Origin of the sequence: Actinomadura sp. NPDC048394 (genome assembly GCF_040651755.1) — a bacterium.
Lineage (GTDB): Bacteria > Actinomycetota > Actinomycetes > Streptosporangiales > Streptosporangiaceae > Spirillospora > Spirillospora montaniterrae.
In genome coordinates this window covers 94,671-113,121 of sequence record NZ_JBEZJL010000033.1, presented here as the reverse complement: position 1 = coordinate 113,121, position 18,451 = coordinate 94,671, and the positions used below count along the sequence as shown (strand labels likewise).

Annotated in this window: 20 protein-coding genes; 9 read left to right on the top strand and 11 right to left on the bottom strand. The window is 74.7% G+C overall.

From position 1 onward, the window contains the following. Positions 1–108: 108 nt before the first annotated feature. Positions 109–561, top strand: a complete 453-nt coding sequence (locus tag AB0C78_RS24735) for a DUF1801 domain-containing protein (protein ID WP_360751768.1) — start codon at positions 109–111, stop codon at positions 559–561. Positions 562–649: 88 nt separating this feature from the next. Here the strand turns inward: AB0C78_RS24735 and AB0C78_RS24730 are convergent, their stop codons facing one another. After that, positions 650–3,442 carry a LuxR C-terminal-related transcriptional regulator gene (locus AB0C78_RS24730; protein WP_360751765.1) on the bottom strand — a complete coding sequence of 931 codons (2,793 nt, stop codon included), beginning with the start codon at positions 3,440–3,442 and terminating at the stop codon, positions 650–652. A 127-nt stretch (positions 3,443–3,569) separates the two neighbouring features. On the opposite strand from AB0C78_RS24730, the gene AB0C78_RS24725 reads away from it, so the two are divergent. Both AB0C78_RS24725 and AB0C78_RS24720 read left to right on the top strand, forming a co-directional pair. After that, a complete protein-coding gene (locus AB0C78_RS24725; RefSeq protein ID WP_360751763.1) occupies positions 3,570–4,052 on the top strand; it encodes a pyridoxamine 5'-phosphate oxidase family protein in 483 nt (160 codons plus the stop codon). Positions 4,053–4,195: 143 nt separating this feature from the next. Then, the gene (locus AB0C78_RS24720; protein ID WP_151540965.1) at positions 4,196–4,780 is read left to right on the top strand and encodes an XRE family transcriptional regulator; all 585 of its coding nucleotides are present in this window, start codon (positions 4,196–4,198) and stop codon (positions 4,778–4,780) included. 65 nt (positions 4,781–4,845) lie between these two features. Here the strand turns inward: AB0C78_RS24720 and dnaN are convergent, their stop codons facing one another. The 4 genes from dnaN to AB0C78_RS24700 all read right to left on the bottom strand — a co-directional run bounded on the left by dnaN (position 4,846) and on the right by AB0C78_RS24700 (position 9,127). Beyond that, positions 4,846–5,997 carry a DNA polymerase III subunit beta gene (dnaN, locus tag AB0C78_RS24715; protein WP_360751779.1) on the bottom strand — a complete coding sequence of 384 codons (1,152 nt, stop codon included), beginning with the start codon at positions 5,995–5,997 and terminating at the stop codon, positions 4,846–4,848. Positions 5,998–6,107: 110 nt separating this feature from the next. Further along, positions 6,108–6,617 carry a methylated-DNA--[protein]-cysteine S-methyltransferase gene (locus AB0C78_RS24710; protein WP_360751759.1) on the bottom strand — a complete coding sequence of 170 codons (510 nt, stop codon included), beginning with the start codon at positions 6,615–6,617 and terminating at the stop codon, positions 6,108–6,110. Between the two features lie 15 nt (positions 6,618–6,632). Then, on the bottom strand, positions 6,633–8,105 hold the full coding sequence (locus tag AB0C78_RS24705; RefSeq protein ID WP_360751757.1) for a DNA-3-methyladenine glycosylase 2 family protein: 1,473 nt from the start codon (positions 8,103–8,105) through the stop codon (positions 6,633–6,635). 50 nt (positions 8,106–8,155) lie between these two features. Further along, positions 8,156–9,127, bottom strand: a complete 972-nt coding sequence (locus AB0C78_RS24700) for a multidrug resistance efflux transporter family protein (RefSeq protein ID WP_360751754.1) — start codon at positions 9,125–9,127, stop codon at positions 8,156–8,158. Between the two features lie 215 nt (positions 9,128–9,342). Between AB0C78_RS24700 and AB0C78_RS24695 the strand changes: the two genes are divergently transcribed. Then, positions 9,343–9,705 (top strand): nuclear transport factor 2 family protein, encoded by a 363-nt coding sequence (locus AB0C78_RS24695; protein WP_151540968.1) that lies wholly within the window; start codon positions 9,343–9,345, stop codon positions 9,703–9,705. A gap of 71 nt (positions 9,706–9,776) precedes the next feature. On the opposite strand, the gene AB0C78_RS24690 is transcribed toward AB0C78_RS24695, so the two are convergent. Then, positions 9,777–10,538: an SDR family oxidoreductase gene (locus tag AB0C78_RS24690; RefSeq protein WP_360751751.1), complete on the bottom strand. Its 762-nt coding sequence runs from the start codon at positions 10,536–10,538 to the stop codon at positions 9,777–9,779. Between the two features lie 22 nt (positions 10,539–10,560). Then, a complete protein-coding gene (locus AB0C78_RS24685; RefSeq protein ID WP_360751749.1) occupies positions 10,561–11,949 on the bottom strand; it encodes an MFS transporter in 1,389 nt (462 codons plus the stop codon). A 92-nt stretch (positions 11,950–12,041) separates the two neighbouring features. Here AB0C78_RS24685 and AB0C78_RS24680 point away from each other — a divergent pair, with 92 nt between their 5' ends. Further along, entirely contained in the window at positions 12,042–12,932 is an 891-nt protein-coding gene (locus AB0C78_RS24680; RefSeq protein WP_360751747.1) for a helix-turn-helix transcriptional regulator, read from the top strand. On the opposite strand, the gene AB0C78_RS24675 is transcribed toward AB0C78_RS24680, so the two are convergent. Both AB0C78_RS24675 and AB0C78_RS24670 read right to left on the bottom strand, forming a co-directional pair. Further along, positions 12,901–13,272 carry a DUF6086 family protein gene (locus AB0C78_RS24675; RefSeq protein ID WP_360751745.1) on the bottom strand — a complete coding sequence of 124 codons (372 nt, stop codon included), beginning with the start codon at positions 13,270–13,272 and terminating at the stop codon, positions 12,901–12,903. The genes AB0C78_RS24680 and AB0C78_RS24675 overlap by 32 nt on opposite strands. Further along, on the bottom strand, positions 13,269–13,643 hold the full coding sequence (locus tag AB0C78_RS24670; protein ID WP_360751742.1) for a YrdB family protein: 375 nt from the start codon (positions 13,641–13,643) through the stop codon (positions 13,269–13,271). Before AB0C78_RS24670 ends, AB0C78_RS24675 begins: the two co-directional genes overlap by 4 nt. 47 nt (positions 13,644–13,690) lie before the next feature. Here AB0C78_RS24670 and AB0C78_RS24665 point away from each other — a divergent pair, with 47 nt between their 5' ends. After that, positions 13,691–14,833: a class I SAM-dependent methyltransferase gene (locus AB0C78_RS24665; protein WP_360751740.1), complete on the top strand. Its 1,143-nt coding sequence runs from the start codon at positions 13,691–13,693 to the stop codon at positions 14,831–14,833. Between the two features lie 3 nt (positions 14,834–14,836). Here the strand turns inward: AB0C78_RS24665 and AB0C78_RS24660 are convergent, their stop codons facing one another. After that, a complete protein-coding gene (locus tag AB0C78_RS24660) occupies positions 14,837–15,691 on the bottom strand; it encodes a helix-turn-helix transcriptional regulator (RefSeq protein ID WP_360751738.1) in 855 nt (284 codons plus the stop codon). Positions 15,692–15,856: 165 nt separating this feature from the next. Here AB0C78_RS24660 and AB0C78_RS24655 point away from each other — a divergent pair, with 165 nt between their 5' ends. Together AB0C78_RS24655 and AB0C78_RS24650 are read left to right on the top strand one after the other, a co-directional pair. Then, complete coding sequence (locus tag AB0C78_RS24655) at positions 15,857–16,633, top strand: alpha/beta hydrolase (RefSeq protein ID WP_360751735.1); 777 nt, start codon at positions 15,857–15,859, stop codon at positions 16,631–16,633. A 91-nt stretch (positions 16,634–16,724) separates the two neighbouring features. Next, complete coding sequence (locus tag AB0C78_RS24650) at positions 16,725–17,513, top strand: SDR family NAD(P)-dependent oxidoreductase (protein ID WP_360751732.1); 789 nt, start codon at positions 16,725–16,727, stop codon at positions 17,511–17,513. Here AB0C78_RS24650 and AB0C78_RS24645 read toward each other — a convergent pair whose 3' ends face one another. Next, positions 17,514–17,903, bottom strand: a complete 390-nt coding sequence (locus AB0C78_RS24645) for a nuclear transport factor 2 family protein (RefSeq protein WP_360751730.1) — start codon at positions 17,901–17,903, stop codon at positions 17,514–17,516. It lies immediately after the preceding gene. An 88-nt stretch (positions 17,904–17,991) separates the two neighbouring features. Between AB0C78_RS24645 and AB0C78_RS24640 the strand changes: the two genes are divergently transcribed. Beyond that, positions 17,992–18,450 (top strand): MarR family transcriptional regulator, encoded by a 459-nt coding sequence (locus AB0C78_RS24640; RefSeq protein WP_360751727.1) that lies wholly within the window; start codon positions 17,992–17,994, stop codon positions 18,448–18,450. Position 18,451: the final 1 nt, after the last annotated feature.

Here is an 18,451-nt window from a genome sequence, read left to right as displayed (position 1 = left end):
ACCTCATGAGCCGCCGCCTCACCGGCGAATCCACTCCCACATGGCGGGGCACCTGACCCGAAATCAAACGGAACTCGCAGGATGAAACGCCCAGTAAGAGGAGCGATCATGGCGGCCACCAAGGACAGCGGTTACGAAGGCTTCACGGCCGAGGAGCGGGCCGCGATGAAGGAGCACGCCAAGGAGCAGAAGAAGGCGGCGAAGCGCGCCTCGGCGGCGGAGAAGGCGGCGGAGGCGGAGCGGGACGTGCTCGAGAAGATCGCCGCGATGCAGGACTCGGATCGGGTGATGGCCGAGCGGATCCACGCCGTCGTGAAGGCCGCCGCCCCCGAGCTCGCGCCGAAGACCTGGTACGGGATGCCCGCCTACGCGCTGGACGGCAAGGTCGTCTGCTTCTTCCAGAGCGCGGAGAAGTTCAAGGCGCGCTACGCGACGCTCGGGTTCAGCGACCTGGCGAACCTGGACGACGGCCCGATGTGGGCGGCCGGTTTCGCGCTGACCGAGGTGAACGACGAGGTCGAGGCCCGCATCGCCGACCTGGTGAAGCGCGCGGTGAGCTGACCGCAATGAGCAGTGGCGAGCCGACCGCGATGAGCCGTGGTGAGCCGTGGTGAGCCGTGGTGAGCCGACCGCGGCTAGCTGACCGCGGCTAGCGGACGGCCATGGGGGCGAGGTCGAGAACGGCGAGCGCGGCCTGCCCGGCGGCGGCGTGCTCGCCGCCGGCGAGCACCAGCGTGCGCGCCGCCTGGTAGCGGCAGCCCGCCGCGCCGAACGCCGCGGCGGCGGCGAGCTGCCGCGGCACGTCGCCGTCGAGGAGCGCCTCCGCCCGGTCCACCTGGGCGGACGCGACCGGGTTGCCGGCGACCAGGGCCCGCGCGGCGGCGATCCGGTCCGGGGCGTCCGGGTGCCCGGCGAGCACCGCCGTTTCCGCCCGCAGCGCCGCGTACCAGTGCAGCCACACCCAGCAGACCCACTTCCACACGTCGTCCGGCGCGGGGGCGACGCGTTCGAGCGCCGCCGCGGCGTCGCCGTGGTGGAGCAGGACCATGGCGTCGAAGACGGCGCCGTAGCCCAGCCGGTGGTCCGCCTCGGGCCCGGCCTCGTCGACGATCGCGAGCCACGCCTTCCGGGCGTCGCCGTCGCCGCGCAGGCCGTGGACCATCGCGACGGACGCGGCGGCCGGGCCGAGCGAGCGCGTCCGCAGCCGCCCGCTCTGCTCCCACGCGTCGTGGAACCGCACGCTGCTCGCGAGGACGTCGGCGGCGTTCCCGGCGAACGCGTCCGCGACCAGCAGCCAGGAGGTGGCGTGGTGGCCCGCCTCGGCCAGCAGCGGATGCCCGGCGAGCCGCCCGCCGAACCGGCGCGCGTCCGGCAGCTCGCCGACACCGACGGCGGTCCCGGCGGCCATCGCGAGGGCGTCCATCAGCTCGTGCGTCTCGGCCGGACCGGACGGCTCGGACGGCAGCAGGTCGATCCGGCGCCGGGCCGCCGCGGCGGCGCCGAAGGAGTCGCCCGCCCAGCTCAGGGCGCCGGAGAGCGCGTCGAGGGCGGCGGACTCGGCCACCGGGTCGCCCGCGCGCCGGGCCGCCTCGACCGCCCGTTCGGCCTCCCCGACCGTCTCCTGCGCGGGATTCTCCGGGTCCCCCTGGACGGAGCCGAACGCGTCGGCGAGCACCGCGGCCTCGGCCAGCGCAACGGCCGCCCCGGCACCCGGATCGTCGCCGGACAGCGCGCGCGCCTCCGCGAGCATGGCGGCCACCTCGTCCACAGGCGGCGTGTGCTCGAACGAGCTGGAGAAGCGGTACGCGACGGTCGCGGCGGTCGCCAGGTCACGGCCCGCCCCGGCGGTGTCCCCGGCCCGGCGGGCGGCCTCCGCGGCGGCGCGGTACAGGCGGAACATGTCGCCGTCGACGCTCCGGCACCCGGCGACGGCCGCGGCCTGCCGCAACACGACGGCGGCCTCGGCGTCGTCCGCGAGCGCCGCGGCCTGCTCGAACCGCTGCTGCGCCTCGCCGAGCAGCGTCCGCGCGAACGCCAGCTCGGCCGTCGACCGGGCGAGCCGGCACGCGTCCGCCCGGTGTTCCGGCTGGTCAGAAGCCCAGGTGAGGGCGGCGCGCAGGTCCTCGGCGACGGCGTCGAACCGGACCCGCCAGTCCGCGCCGCCCGCGCCGGACAGCGCGTCCGCGGCGTCCAGGCACCACGCCAGATGCCGCGACCGGACGTCCGCCGCCTCGCCCGCGCCGGCGAGCCGCTCCGCCCCGTACTGCCGGATCGTCTCCAGCGCGTGGTAGCGGGTGCCCGTCTCCGACGGCGCCACGGACAGCAGGCTCTGCTCGGCGAGCCGGCCGAGCCCGTCGACGACCGCCGCCGGCTCCAGCGGCCCGAAGCCCGCGACGTCCGCGGCGGCCTCCGCGGTGAACGGCGCGACGAACACCGACACCCGGCGCAGCAGCGCCCGGTCCTCCGGCTCCAGCAGGTCGTGGCTCCAGTCCAGCACCGCCCGCACCGACCGGTGCCGGTCGTCCGCGCGGGACCCGCCGGTGAGGATCCGCAGCTGGTCGGAGAGCCCGGCGGTGAGGCCGTCCAGCCCGAGCGTCGCCCACCGCGCCGCCGCCAGCTCGATCGCCAGCGCCATGCCGCCGAGCCGCTCGCAGACGGCCACGACCCCCTCGCTCACCGCCGGGCCCGGCGGCCACCCGACCGCCGCCGCCCGGTCCATGAACAGCGCCACCGCGTCCGACTCGTCGCCGCCCTCCCGCGACAGCGGCGGGACCGGCACCACCCGCTCGAACGGCACCATCAGCCGGGCCCGGCTCGTCACGAGGACCCGCAGCCGCGGGCACGCCGCCAGCAGCCGCTCAACGAACGGCGCGACCCCGTCGCGGACGTGCTCGCAGTTGTCCAGCACCAGCAGCGCCCGGCGGTCCGCCAGCGCGGCGGGCACCGCGTCGTCGATGCCGCGGCCCGGCTGCTCGCCGACGCCCACGGCCGACGCGACCGCCGCCCCCACCCGGCCCGGTTCGCTGACCGGGACGAGGTCGACGAACCACACCCCGTCAGGGAAGTCGCCCGCCACGTCCGCCGCCACCGCCAGCGCCAGCCGCGTCTTGCCGACCCCGCCCGGGCCGACCACGGTCACCAGCCGGTGCTCCCGCACCGCGCCGGCCAGCTCGCCGCGCTCGCGCGCCCGGCCGACGAACGCGGTCAGCGGCGCCGGCAGCGCGGGCGCCGCCTGCGCCTCCTCGGCGCGGGCGACCTGCGCGGCGTGCCGGGCGAGCGCCCGCCGGTCCGGCAGCCCGAGCTTGCGCAGCAGCGACGAGACATGCGACTCGACGGTGCGCACGGAGATCACCAGCCGCGCGGCGATCTCCGCGTTGCTGAGGTGCTCCCCGAGCAGCGCGAGGACTTCGGCCTCCCGGGCCGACACCGCTGGAACGGACACCGGTTCATTATCCGTGGTCGTTTCCGTGACCGGCACGGAGGCGGCCCGCACCCCGGCCGGGCGAGGCTGTGGACGACGGCGGCCGGCCCCTCCGGACCGGCCGCGATCCACGAACATCGGAGCGACCATGACCAGCCCTTCCGCGCAGGACACCCCGACCGCGGCCGAACCCCGCCCCCGGGACCGGCGCCGCCGCGACACCGAGCACCGCCTCGCCCACGACACCGACATCTGGGTGGCCACCGCCTCGCCCGACGGGCTCCCCTACCTGGTGCCGCTGTCCTTCGACTGGGACGGGGAGGCGCTGCTCGTCGCCACCCCCGCGGACGCCCCGACCGGCCGGAACCTCGCCGCCTCCCGCACCGTCCGGCTCGGGCTCGGCCCCACCCGCGACGTCACCGTGATCGACGGCGACGTCGAGGTCTTCGAGCTCGACGCGCTGCCGGACGAGCGGGCCGACCGGTTCGCCGAACGCTCCGGCTTCGACCCGCGCGCCTCGGCGGGGACGTACCGCTGGTTCCGCATCACCCCGCGCCGCGTCCAGGCGTGGCGGGAGGCGAACGAACTGCCCGGCCGGGACCTGATGCGCGACGGCCGCTGGCTCCCCTGACCCCCGGCGGCCCGGGGCGGTGATCGCGGCCCGCCGGGGCGCCGGGGCGGCGGCGATGGTGGGATCGTGGGGGACGTCGGATCATGGGCCGTGCGGGCGGGAGGCCGGGTTGAGCGGGAGGCCGGGTTGAGCGGGAGGCCGGGTTGAGCGGGCAGGAGACCGGGACGGGCGGGCAGGAGGCGATCGGCGAGGCCGTCGCGCGGACCGTCCGGGTGCTGCGGGCGGGGCACGGCTGGAGCCTGGACGAGCTGGCCGGGCGCTCCGGCGTCAGCAAGGGCGTGCTGGTCGGGCTGGAGCAGGGCCGCGGCAACCCCAACCTCGGCACGCTCATCCGCATCTCCGACGCGCTCGGCGTGCCGCTGACCCGGCTCGTGCAGGTCGAGGAGGAGCCGCCGGTGCGGGTGTTCCGCCCGGAACGGCACGTCGTGCTGTGGGAGGGCGAGAACGGCGGGACGGGCACGCTGCTCGCGGGCAGCGACCCGCGGCCGTCGCTGGAGCTGTGGCGGTGGGAGCTGCGGCCCGGCGAGGTCCGCGAGAGCGACGCCCACGTCCCCGGCACCAAGGAGATCGTCTACGTGGAGGCGGGCACGCTGACGCTCGGCGTGGACGGGCGCACCGACCTCATCGAGGCGGGCACGGCCGCCGTGTTCGTCGGCGACCGCCCGCACTCCTACGGCAACGCCGCGCGCGAGGACCTGCGCTTCGTCCTCGCCGTCCTCGACCTCTGACCCCCGCCGCGGCCGCGCGGGTGGGTCAGGCCGTGAGGCAGGCGGCTCAGCCGTGAGGGGGCAGGTCAGGCCGTGAGGCGGACGGGCATGGCGAGGTAGCGGAAACCGGTGTCCGACGGGTCGTCCGGGCCCGGCTCCTCACCGTCCTTACGGTCGGGGATGCCGGTGAGCAGCGCGGCCTTGGTGGGGCCGGCGCATTCGAGGCGGGCGTACTCGGTGTCGATGCCGGCGAGGCCGTCCAGCAGGTACTGGGGCGCGAACGCGATGTCGATGTCGTCGCCGGACAGCTCGACGCCGAGGCTCTCGTTGGCGCGGGCGGAGTCGCCGGACGCGGCGCGGATGCGGACCTCCCCGGCGGTGAACGCGAGCCGGATCGGGGTGCCGCGCTCGGTGACCAGCGCGGCCCGCTTGATCGCCTCGACGAACGGCGCGGTGCGGATCTCCGCGACCGACGTCCAGTCGCCGGTGAGCCGGGACCGGTAGTTGATGTACTGGTCGTCGAGGAGGCGGCTCGTCATGCTGCGGCCGCCGCCGGACACGCCGATCAGGGTGTCGGCGGCGCCGGTGAGGTCGAGGGCGACCTCGGCGCCGGGGCGGATGGCCTTGGCGGTGTCGGCGAGGGTGCGGGCGGGCACGACGACGCCGGCGGTGAACCCGGGCTCGGCGGGCGACCAGGTCAGCTCGCGGGCGGCGATGCGGTACCGGTCGGTGCAGGCGAGCCACATGGTGTCGCCGTCGATGTCGACGCGGACGCCGGTGAGCATGGGGAGGGTGTCGTCGCGTCCGGCGGCGGGGACGACCTGCGCGACGGCGGCGGCGAACAGGTCGCCGGGGACGGTGCCGGCGCGGGCGGGCGGCTCGGGGAGCGTCGGGTAGTCCTCGACGGGCAGGGTGAGCAGGCCGAACTCGGCGGGCCCGCAGCGGACGACGACCTCGGCGCCCTTGGTGGTGAACTCCACGGGCTGCGCGGGCAGGTTCCGGACGATCTCGGCGAGGAGCCGGCCGGGGACGAGGGCGCGGCCGGGCTCGGCGACGTCGGCGTCGACGCGGGCGCGGGTGGACACCTCGTAGTCGAAGCCGGCGAAGGCGAGCCCGCCGTCGGCGGTGGCCTCGACGAGCATGCCGGCGAGGACGGGCAGGGCGGGCCGCGCGGGCAGCGTCCGCGCCGCCCACGCCACGGCCTCGGCGAGGGTCTGACGGTCGACTCGGAACTCCACCTTGGTCTGCCTTTCCACGTCTCGCGTGCTCTCCGTGCACGGTAACTCGCGGCTCTGACAGAACGGTGATTCCCCCGTTCGGAGGGGGCCGCCGCGCCCGGCGGGGCGGCTCAGAAGAGCGCCGCCTCGACGCTGCGGGTCTTGCGCTCGAAGTCGAGGAGGTAGCGCTTGCGGTCCAGGCCGCCGCCGTAGCCGGTGAGGCTTCCGGTGGAACCGACGACGCGGTGGCACGGGACGATGACGCCGACGGGGTTCTTGCCGTTGGCGAGGCCGACGGCCCGGGACGCGCTGGGCTTGCCGAGTTCGACGGCGAGTTCCCCGTAGGTGGTGGTCTCGCCGTAGGGGATCTCCTGGAGGGCGGCCCAGACCCGTCCTTGGAACGGGGTGCCGCGCAGGTTGAGCGGCAGGTCGAACTCGGTCAGCTCTCCGGCGAAGTAGGCGGTGAGCTGCTCGGCGGTGGCGGCGAAAGGCTCGGCGTCGGGGTCCCCGGGGGCGCCGAAGGATTCCTCGGGTGGACGGTGCCGCTGGTCCACCATGTAGAGGCCGCATAGTGCGCCGTCTATGGCCACCAAGGTGAGCGGCCCGACGGGGCTGTCGATGACGACGTGCGTCGGTTCCATGGGTACGTCTCCTGGTCAGTTGGCGGGGAGAAGGTTGATGGGGTGGTCGCTCGTGGCCCACAGGTATTGCACGGCGTAGGCGCGCCATGGGCGCCACTGTGCGGCGTGCTTGGTGAGAGCGGCCGGTGTAGCGGGGAGGCCCAGTCCCTTGGCGGCGACCTTGATGCCGAGGTCGCCCGGTATGAACGCGTCGGGGTCGCCTAGTGCGCGCATGGCGATGGTCTCGATGGTCCAGGGGCCGAAGCCGGGGAGGGCGGAGAGGCGTGCGCGGGCCTCGTCCCAGTCGCTTCCCACACCGAGGTCGATCTCGCCGTTGGCGAGCGCGTCCACGAGGGTGGTGAGGGTGGTGCGGCGGGTCTTGGGGAAGGCGAGCGCCTCGGGGTCCAGTTCGGCGAGGGCGGCGGGGGTGGGGAAGAGGTGGGTGAGGCCGCCTCCCGGGTCGGTGATGGGGTCACCGTAGGCGGTGACGAGGCGCGCCGCGTGTGTGCGCGCGGCCGCCACGGAGACCTGCTGCCCGAGCACGGCACGTACCGCGAACTCCGGGGCGTCCATGGTGCGCGGGACACGGCGTCCCGGCGCTTTGTCGACAAGCGGCGCCATGACGGGGTCCGCCCGGAGCAGGTCGTCGACGGCCACGGGGTCGGCGTCGAGGTCGAGCATCCAGCGGCAGCGGCTTATCGCGATGGTGAGGTCGCGCAGGTCGCTCAGCGTCAGCGTGCAGGCGACGTGGTCGGGACGTGGGCTCAGGGCGGCGATGCCGTGCCCGTGGGGGAGCCGCATGGTGCGGCGGAACGCGCCGTCCCGCCACTCCTCCACACCCGGGACGGCGGTGGCGGTGAGGTGCCCGAACAGGTTGTCCGGGCACAGCGGCGCGCGGAACGGCAGCCGCAGCGACAGCGTCCCCGAGCCGGCGGGCGGATGCCCCTTGGCGACACGGTCGCGCAGCTGCGTCGGGGTGAGCGCGAACACCTCCCGGACGGTGTCGTTGAACGCGCGGATGCTGGCGAATCCCGCCGCGAACGCGATGTCGCCCATGGGCAGCGGGGTGGTCTCGATGAGCAGCCGCGCGGTCTGGGCTCGTTGCGCGCGCGCGAGCGCGAGCGGGCCCGCGCCGAGTTCCGCGTTGAGCTGCCGCTCGATCTGGCGGGTGCTGTAGCCGAGGCGTCCGGCGAGGCCGGGGACGCCCTCGCGGTCGACGACGCCGTCCGCGATCAGCCGCATCGCGCGGGCGACGACGTCCGCGCGGTGGTTCCATTCGGGGGAGCCGGGGCTGGTGTCGGGCCGGCACCGCTTGCAGGCGCGGAACCCGGCCTGCTGCGCGGCGGCGGCGCTCGGGTAGAACCGCATGTTCTCGGGCTTCGGCGGCACGACCGGGCAGCTCGGGCGGCAGTAGATCCCGGTGGTCACGACCCCGGTGAAGAACCATCCGTCGAAGCGGGCGTCCTTCGACTGGACGGCCCGCACGCACCTTTCCACGTCCTCGTGCATGCCTCCAGCATCACCGATGGTCAGGCATGTTCACTGGCGGAAAAACGACATCATCCCCTGGGGGCGGGGCGGCCCGCGAAGGCGTAGAGGACGACCCCGAGCGCGATCGCGGCGATGCCCGTCCATGCTACGGCGCCGGGCGGGTCCGTGGCGGTGAACAGCGGTTCCAGCAGGGCGACGAACACGACCTCGGCGGCCTGCGTCGCTTCCACGGCGGCGAGCCGCAGCGGGTGCCGGCGGACGCGGTGCGTCGCGGCGAAGAACAGGGACGTCGCGATCACCCCGGAGCTGACCGCGACGACCAGGCTCGCGACGAGCTGCCCCGGCGTCGGCGCCCCCGCCCGGACTCCGCCGACCGCGGCGACGGCGATCCAGAACGGCAGGCTGCCGATCGACATGGCCAGCAGCCGCTGGAAGGTGTCGAGGCCGGTCCCGGCGAGCTCCATCGTCCGCCGGTTCCCGACCGGGTAGGCGACGGCCGCGACCAGCACGACCGCGACCCCGACCGCCACGCCCGCCGACGTCCCGCCGTGCCCGCCGACCTGGCCGAGGAACACTCCGGCGAGGATCAGCAGCGACAGCGCGGCGCCCCGGCCCGGGATCCGGCCGCGCTCGTCGTCGTAGAGCAGCGGCGCGAGGAGCATCCCGCAGACGATGGTGACCTGCCAGGTCGCGGCGACGGTCCAGCCGGGCGCGAGGTCGGCGGCCAGGCACAGCGGCGCGTAGAAGAACCCGAACCCGACGGTGCTCCACAGCGTCCACGGCAGCGGGTCGGCGCGCAGTGCCCGCAGGACGGGCCGGACGCCGCCGCGCGCCCCCACGATCGCGAAGAAGATCGGCAGCGAGAAGAGGAACCGCAGCGCGCCGGTCCACTCCCAGGCGCCGCCGCCGACCGCCATCATCCGGTTCGCGATGAAGGAGGCGGAGAAGAACAGCGCGCCGAGCACGCCCAGGCCGATGGACGCGGTCGCGCCCGCGCGGCCGGTCACGTGCAGGGGGTGCGCGGAGGCCTCGGCGGTCACTGCTGGAACGTTCCTTCCCGGTGCGGGTCCGTCCCCGCGGGGTGGCCGTGGGGTGGCCGCCGGGGGAGTTCGCAGTCGGACACTATCCGGCATCAAGGCGGGCGAATCCGGTCGGCCCCCGCATGACGTCGCAGGTAATCGATCTCCGGCCGCCGGCCCGGCACCGTAGAGACCACCGGGGCGGACGAACCCGGACGAACGACAGGAGAAGCGAGATGAGCGACGTTCAGCAGCGGGTCGAGCAGTACCTGGCCGCCTGGAACGAGACCGACCCCGCCGCCCGCCGCGCCGCGATCGACGCGCTGTGGACCGAGAACCCCGTCTACGTCGACCCGCTCGGCGTCGCCGAAGGCCGCGCCGCGATCGACGCGTTCATCGCCGCCGCGCAGGGCCAGTTCCCCGGCCTGGTGTTCCGGGCCGCGGGCGACGTCGACGCCCACCACAACGTGGCCCGGTTCACCTGGGAGCTCGGCCCCGAGGGCGGCGAGGCGCTCGCGGTCGGCTTCGACGTGGCGACCTTCGACGACGACGGCCGCTTCGACCGCGTGACCGGCTTCCTCGACAAGGTCCCGGGCTGAGGCACGGCGACGGCCCGGGCTGAGGCACGGCGATGGGCCGGGCGCGCCCCGCGCCCGGCCCGTCACGTCGGTCAGATCTGCCGGAGGGCTCCCCCGTCGACCGCCCATTCGGCGCCCGTCACCTGCGCGGACAGCGGCGACAGCAGGAAGGCGATGACGCGCGCCACGTCCTCCGGCGCGCCGAGCCGTCCGGCCGGGAGCCGGCGCTCCTCCCGGACGAACCGGTCGATCGCCTGCTCCACCGGCAGCCCGTACTGCGCGGACAGCTGCTCGACGAACCCGCCGGGCTCGTCCCACAGCCGGGTGCGGGTGGGGCCCGGCGCGACGACGTTGGACCGGATGCCGCACCGGCCGAACTCCCCCGCCAGCGTCTTCGACACCGACAGCAGCGCCGTCTTGGACGCCGCGTAATCCACAAGCGGCGTGTCCGGGAACCGTGCCGCCTCGCTGGACACGTGCACCAGGCTGCCCGCGCCCTGGTCGATCAGCGCGGGGAGCGCGGCCCGGGCCATCCGGACGGCGGCGTGGAAGTTCAGCTCGAACGTGGCGTGCCACTGGTCGTCGGTGACGTCGAGGAAGCCGATCCGCGAGTCGAGCGCCCCGGCGTTGTTGACCAGGCCGTCCAAGCGGCCGTGCCGGTCGAGGGCGGTGTCCACGATCAGCTGCGCGGCGGACGGGTCGGTGAGGTCGGCGGCGACGCCGTTCCCGAGCGGGGTGCGGGCGACGCCGACGACGTGCGCGCCCTCGTCCGCCAGGAGCCGCGCGGTCGCCGCGCCGATCCCGGCGGACGCGCCGGTCACGATGATCACCTTGCCGTCGAGTTCGAGGTCCATCCGATTCGTCCTTTCCAGGGGGTCAGGAGCGGCGGAGGAACAGCCCGGCGAGGGCGCCGCCCGCGACCGCGATCAGCGCGTTGACCAGCGTCGCGGCGTGCACGCCGCCGAGCACGGAGGCGTGCGCGGTGGCGACCGCGCTCATCACCGGGATGCCGAGGGTGATCGCGACCTGCTGCGTCATGGTGGCGAGGCCGGTCGCGAGGCCCTGCTCGCCGTCCGGCAGCCCGGACGTCGCGGTCCCCATGAACGCGACGATCGCGACGAGGTTTCCGAACCCGCCGATCGCGGTCGCGGCGAGCAGCAGCGGCAGCGCCGAGCGCTCCGCGCCGAGGCCGAGCAGCGCGGCCGTCGCGGCGGCCTGCAGGACGAGCCCGCCGACGAGCGTCGCCCGCCCGCCGAACCGGCCCATGATCCGGGGCGCGGCGACGCCGCCCGCGAACGTCCCGGCGCCGAGGACGCCGAGCGCGAGGCCGGTGGCGAGCGGCGAGAAGCCCAGCACCCGCTGCAGGTAGAGGGTCATCAGGAACACCAGCGACGTCTCGGTCGCGAACGCCACGAACCCGCCCGCGTTGCCCCAGCTCACCGAGCGCCGGGTCAGCACGTTCAGCGGCGCGAGCGGGGCCGGGGAACGCCGCTCGACCAGCACGAACGCGACCAGCAGCACGACGGCGGCGGCCAGCGCGGCCAGCGCGACCGGGTCGCCCCAGCCGTGCCGCCCGGCCGTCGTGATCCCGTAGACCAGCGCGAGGAGGCCGCCGGTGACGGTGACCGCGCCGGGGACGTCCAGCCGCGCGCCGTCCCGCGCCCGGCTCTCGGCGACCAGCGACGGCGTCACCGCGAGGATCAGCACCGCGACCGGCACGTTGATCAGGAACGCCCAGCGCCAGCTCAGCAGGTCGGTGAGCACGCCGCCGAGCACCGCGCCGACGGTGAACCCGGCGGACATCAGCGCGCCGCTCAGCCCGAGCGCCCGCGTCCGCAGCGGCCCCTCCGGGAACGAGGTGGTCAGCAGCGACAGCGCCGCGGGCGTCGCGATCGCGGTCGCGAGACCTTGCAGGACGCGCCCGATCAGCAGCATCGCGGGCGACGCGGCGAGCCCGCCGACCAGCGACCCGGCGGCCAGCAGCGCCATGCCCGCGAGCAGCATCCGGCGGCGTCCCGCCAGGTCGGCGACCCGGCCGAACAGCAGCGTGAAACCGGCGGCGGGCAGCGCGAACGCCGTCGCGATCCACTGCAGCTGGTCCAGGCCGAAGCCGAGGCCCCGGCCGACCACGGGCAGCGCCACGTTGAGGATGGAGAAATCGATGGCGAGCATGAACTGCGCGCCGAGCAGCAGGGTCAGGATCAGCTTGTGCCGCGGCGACATCCGCTCGGGGGCGGTGACCGCGGCGCTCGTGAGAACGCTCATGGCCGCGACTCTCGCGCCGCCCCGCGCGCGCACCCAGCCCCCGCCCGTTCGTACCACCGGCAGTAGCAGGATCAGCGGATAGCCTCACCGGCATGGCGCGCAACACCGAACTCGGCGATTTCCTCAAGTCGCGGCGGGCCCGGCTGCAGCCGGAGGACGCCGGCGTCGCCTCCTACGGGACGCGCCGCCGCGTGCCCGGCCTGCGGCGCGAGGAACTGGCGCAGCTCGCCGGCGTCAGCGTCGCCTACTACATCCGGCTGGAGCAGGGCACGGCGGACGGCGTGTCCACCGAGATCCTCGACGCGATCTCCCGGGCCCTGCGGCTGGACGCCGACGAGCACGCCCACCTGCACCGCCTCGCGCACCCGCCGCGCCGGCCCCGCCCGCACGCGCCCGCCCGGCTGCGCCCGCCGCTCCAGCACCTGCTCGACTCGATCACCCACGCGCCCGCCTACGTCGTCGGCCACTACACCAACGTCGTCGCGTGGAACCGGCTCACCGCCGCGATCTTCGTCGACCTCGCGAGCGTCCCGCCGGACGAGCGGACGTGGTCGCACCAGATCCACCTCAACGCCGGCTACCGGGCCCGGCTCGGCGACAACTGGCCGACCGTCGCCCGCCGCAACGTCGCCTACCTGCGGTTCCGCTCCGGCCAGGACCCCGACGACCCGCACCTGCGCGCGCTCATCGACGACCTGCGCGCGCGCAGCCCGGAGTTCGTCCGGCTATGGTCGGCGCACCACGTCACGGACCTGACGCACGGCGAGGCCCGCATCGACCACCCCGACGTCGGACGGCTCGTCCTGCCCTTCGAAACCCTGCACCTGCCGGGCGACCCCGAGCTCAGCCGCCTGATGCTCTACGCCGCCGAACCCGGCTCACCGTCGGAAGCCGCCCTCCGCAAACTCGCCGAGACGTCCCGCCACCTCTCCAGCGCCGACCTCGCAACAGCTAGCGAGGAATCCCCGAGTGCAGCCGGCTGATCCCGAGGAGATGTCGGACGCCCGGATTGTCCGGCATCTCCGCCAAGGCCGGGACGTCCGCACCGGCGCGCTCCACTAGTACGATCGCGGTACCGGTGAACCCGTCCATGAGCGATTTCAGGACGGAGTGGTTCGACCGTGCGTACCTCCGGACCAGCTCGTCGACGAACGCGGCGAACACCGGGACGTCGACCTGGCACGCGTCCTCCGCCATCGGCCCCAGTCCCGACGGCCGCTCGACCAGGCGGGCGAGGGCCTCGGCCGTGTCGGTGAACAGCTGCGCGACGCGGGTCGCCGGGTTCCACAGGACGTCGTCACCGTCCTGGAAGTACTGGCTCACCGGGCGGCGGTGGCGCGGAAGGCGGCGTCGCGGTCGAGGGTGGCGAGGGCCGTGTTGAGGAGCGCGACGACCGCGAACGCGAGGGCGAGGGCCGGGTGGCCGGCGCCGTAGAGCGCGAGCGCGCCGGCGCCGAAGACGACCGCCTTCACCAGCAGGACGAACGGCAGCGCGACCTTGAAGCGGGCGCGGGGAGCGGCGAACATCCCCCACAGCGCCATCGCCGCCACTGGCGTCCCGAGACCGAGGACGATGTGGACGATCACGTTCCCGCCCGCGGTGAAGCCCCACCAGGCCAGCGCGGCCAGCGCGGCGAGCTCCAGCAGGAAGGCCAGGCCCTCGTTCAGCACGTGCAATGGACCTGGTAGATGCATGGAAGCGATCGTCCCACCGGCCCGTCGCCGCCGCTACCCTGCTCGGTGTGGACGAGCGGACCGTGATCGGCTGGCGCGAGGACGGCCGGGACCGCTCGGCGCGGTGGCGGTCGGAGAGCGGCGCCGCCCCGCCCCGCCGCGTGGTGATCGCCGACGACGCGACGCGCGCGGACGAGGCGTACCGGCTGGCGTGCGAGGGGACGGCGCTGCTGTGGCGCGGCGACTTCCAGAACGCGCGGCAGCTTCTCGCGGCGATGGCGCGGCGCATCGACCGGACGCCCCGCAAGCGGAAGAAGGGGAAACCGGAACCGTCGCAGGTGCAGGCGTTCCACCTCTACCGGCAGGCGCGCGCGCAGCGCGCCCGTACGCTCGGCATGCTGCTCATTCCGTTCGAGCCCGGTCACACGATCCCCTTGCGGCGTGCACCGGACGTGGCACAGGCCTGCACGGAGGCGTACGGGCCTGATGACGAGCCTTACGTAACGTCCCTGCGGGAGCTTCTCGGTCTCATCGGTGCGCACGAATGGCGCGAGAAAGGCGTTCCGATCCCCGCACTGGGGGGCGACCGTATCCACCCGCACTACGGGGTGTTCTCGCCTGTGCGTGGCGAGTACGTCGACTTGGTCGCGCAGGCGCCGCTGCCCGCGACCACGGTCGGGTTCGACATCGGTACGGGAACCGGTGTGCTCGCTGCGGTGCTGGCCCGCCGCGGAGTGCAGCGCATCGTCGCGACGGACCAGGACCCGCGCGCGCTTGCGTGCGCCCAGGAGAACATCGAGCGGCTGGACGTGGCTAAGCAGGTCGAGCTCGTCGAGGCGGACCTGTTCCCGGAGGGCCGCGCCCCGCTCATCGTGTGCAACCCGCCGTGGGTGCCCGGGAAGCCGACCACGCCGCTCGAACACGCGGTGTACGACCAGGACGGCCGGATGCTGCGCGGCTTCCTGGCCGGCCTCGCGGACCATCTGGAACCGGGCGGCGAGGGCTGGCTGATCCTGTCCGACCTGGCCGAGCACCTCGGCCTGCGCACCCGCGACGACCTGACGGGCCTGGTCGGCGCCGCCGGCCTGGCCGTCGCCGGGCGCCTCGACACCCGGCCCGCGCACCCGCGTGCCGCGGATCCGGACGACCCGCTCCACGCCGCCCGCTCGTCCGAAACAACGTCCCTCTGGCGCCTCACGCCCGCCCGCTGACGGTCACACGTGGCTGCGGTGGGCGGTCTCGGGGCCGATGACGCGGAGGAGTTCGAGGGCCTCGATGCTGCTGGTGCCGGGCGGCGGGGTGAACACGAAGACCCGCTGGTCCTCGGCCGGGGTGAGCAGCGCCTCGGTGTCGAACTCGATGGCGCCGACCTCGGGGTGCAGGACCTTCATGCGGCTGGTCCGGTGGACGGCGACCTCGTGCCGTTCCCATAGCCGGGTGAACTCGTCGCTCGCGCCGTGCAGCCGTTCGACCAGCGCGGACGCGGCGGCGTCGTTGCCGCGGCGGGCCACCGCGGCGCGCAGGCCCGCGACGTGCAGGCGGCTGTAGTGCTCGTGCTCGTCCTCCGGGTACGCCGACCGGACGAACGGGTCGGTGAACCACCGCCACACGATGTTCCGGTCCGGCCCCTCGACCGTGCACACGCAGCCGAAAAGGGCCTCGGCGAGGGCGTTCTGCGCGAGCAGGTCGCCGAGATCGCCGATGATCTGCGCGGGCGTCTCGTGCAGCCGGTCCAGCAGGTAGAGCAGGCTCGGCCGGACGTACTCGCCCGCGAACGGACCGGCGGGCGGCCGGTGCCCGGCGAGCAGGTACAGGTGGTCGCGCTCGTCCAGGGTGAGGCGGAGCGCGCGGGCGAGGGCGCCGAGCAGCTGCGCCGACGGCTGCGGGCTGCGGGCCTGCTCGAGCCGCATGTAGTAGTCCGCGGACATGCCCGCGAGCTGCGACACCTCCTCGCGGCGCAGGCCCGGCGTGCGGCGGCGCGGCCCCGCGGGCAGGCCGACCTCCTGCGGGCGCAGCCGCTCCCGCGAGCGGCGGAGGAAGTCGGCGAGCTCCGAGCGGTCCATCTCCATGCCCCCCATGATTCCGCGCCCGGCAGCAGGTCAGAACGGTCGAGACTGGGATCGGTTGTCCTAGCCAAAGCGGTCCGCTCCTCAATGCGGACCGGCGGTGGCAGCGTCGAGAACGTCCGGAACCGATCCGGACGCGAACGACCACCATCGAAAGGACGGCCGAAAATGGCGACGCTCACCGTCGGGAACGCCCGCGTGCCCTACCGCACCGAGGGCTCCGGCCCCGCGCTGGTCCTGGTGCACGGCGCCGGCCCCGGCTCGGTCATGTGGGACGGCCTCCTCGACCGGTTCACCGGCGACCGCACCGTGATCCTGCCCGACCTGTCCGGCAGCGACCCGGCCGAGGACGACGGCGCCCCGCTGACCATCGAGACGCTCGGCGCGCAGGTCAACGCGGTGATCGAGGACGCCGTGGGCGGCCCGGCGGACGTGGTCGGGTTCTCGCTCGGCGCGCCGACCGTCGCGGCCGCGGCGGCGCTGCGCCCCGACCTCGTCCGGCGGCTGGTGCCCGTCGCGGGCCTGACCCACGCGGGCGACGAGTACGTCAGGCAGTACATGACCACCTGGCTGGAGCTCGCGGGCGCCCCGGACGGTTTCGGCCGGTTCGCGACGCTCACCGCGTACAGCCGCCCGTTCCTCAACCAGATCGGGCCCGACGGGGTCGAGGAGATGCGGACGTTCATGCGGCCGACGGAGGGCCTGCTGCGCCAGATCGACCTCGTCCGGCGGCTCGACATCCGCGGGCTGCTGCCGAGGATCACCGCGCCGACGCTGGTGATCGGCGCGACCCGCGACCAGACGGTCCCGGTCGAGAACCACCGGGAGCTGTTCGCGGCCATCGCCGGCAGCGAGTACGCCGAGCTGGACACCGGCCACGTCGCGATGGCGGAGCGCCCCGACGAGTTCGTCAAGCTCGTCCGGGACTTCCTCGACCGGCCGTGACCCGCCGCCCGGGGGCGCCCAGCCTGTTGGCCCGGATACCAGGCTGGGCGTGCCCTGGTTACGGCCGCCGCCCGGCGAGCACGATGGGACCATGCGTCCCATCGACCAGCAGACCATCCTGATCACCGGCGCGACCGACGGCCTCGGCCGAGCCCTGGCCGGCGAGCTCGCCGCCGAGGGCGCGACGGTGCTGGTGCACGGCCGCGACGACCGGCGCGGCGAGGACACCCTGAAGGAGATCGGCGGCACGGCGTCCTGGTACCGGGCCGACCTGTCCTCGCTCGCCGAGACGCGCGCGCTCGCCGAGGCGGTCCGCGCCGACCATCCCCGGCTGGACGTCCTGGTCAACAACGCGGGCATCGCCAACACCGGGCCCCGGCGGGAGAGCGCGGACGGCCACGAGCTGACCTTCCAGGTCAATTACCTGTCCGGATACCTGCTCACCCGGCTGCTGCTGCCGACGCTGACCGCCTCGGCGCCGGCGCGGATCGTCAACGTCAGCAGCCTCGGCCAGACCGCCATCGACTTCGACGACCCGATGATCACCCGTGGCTACGGCGGGATGCGGGCCTACTGCCAGAGCAAGCTCGCGCAGATCCTGTTCACCATCGATCTCGCGGACGAGCTGGCCGGGACGGGCGTCACCGCGAACGCGCTGCACCCGGCCACCTACATGCCGACGAAGATGGTCGCCTCGCCGATCAGCACCCTGGAGGAGGGCGTCCGGGCGACGCACCGGCTCGTCACCGACCCGGCCCTCGACGAGGTGTCCGGCCGGTTCTTCGACGGGCTCCGCGAGGCCCGCGCGGACGGCCAGGCCTACGACCCGGCGGCCCGTGCGCGCCTCCGCGAGCTGTCCGAGCGGCTCACCTCGCCCTGATCAGGCGGCGGGCAGCTCCCAGACCACGGTCGAGCGGACGCCGGCGATGCGCCATCCGTCCGGCGTCCGCGCTGCCCGGAGGTCGTAGCGCTCGCCGACCACGCGCGGCCCGCCCTCGTGCGCGAAGACGACCAGCAGGTCGGCGCCGATCTCGGCCCGGTCGCCGTCGATCTCGATGAGCGGGCCGGTGATGAAGTGCTGGGTCGGGACGGCGTGGTTGCGGCGGGCCTGCGCGGCGAGCGCGCCGGCTCCCTTGGACGTCCCGCCGGGCGTCGTGACCTCGGCGTCCTCGGTGAAGACGGCGCGCGGGTCGTCGAAGTGCTTGCCGTCCAGCCACCGTCCGAGCCGGGCGGCCAGGTCGGTCAGCTCGTCGCGGTCGCGCAGTTCCATGACTCCTCCTATTTGTTGGCACTGCCAACGTTGGTTATGCCAACGCTACACCTATTCATTGGTGCCGCCAACAAGTAGACTGGCCCGCATGATCACCGACGACGCCCGGCAGCCCGAGCGGCTCCGGCACGCCGCCAGCTGGCTGATCAACCAGGCGTCCGCGCACAGCCACCGGCTCGTCGCCGACGGCTTCGCCGCCGCCGGCGCCCGCGGCTACCACTACCGCCTGCTCGCCACCCTCGAGGAGTACGGCCCCGCCAGCCAGGCCGACCTCGGCCGCCGCGCCGCCATCGACCGCAGCGACGTCGTCGCCGCGCTCAACCAGATGGCCGGCAAGAAGCTCGTCGAGCGCGCCCCCGACCCCGCCGACCGGCGCCGCAACATCATCACGATCACCCCCGCCGGCCGCCGCCACCTGCACGAACTCGACCGCGTCCTCGCCGGCATCCAGGACGAGCTGCTCGCGCCGCTGTCCCCGCCCGAACGCGCCCAGCTCACCGAGCTGCTCACCCGCGTCACCGACCACCACGCGCGGAACCGGGCCTGAC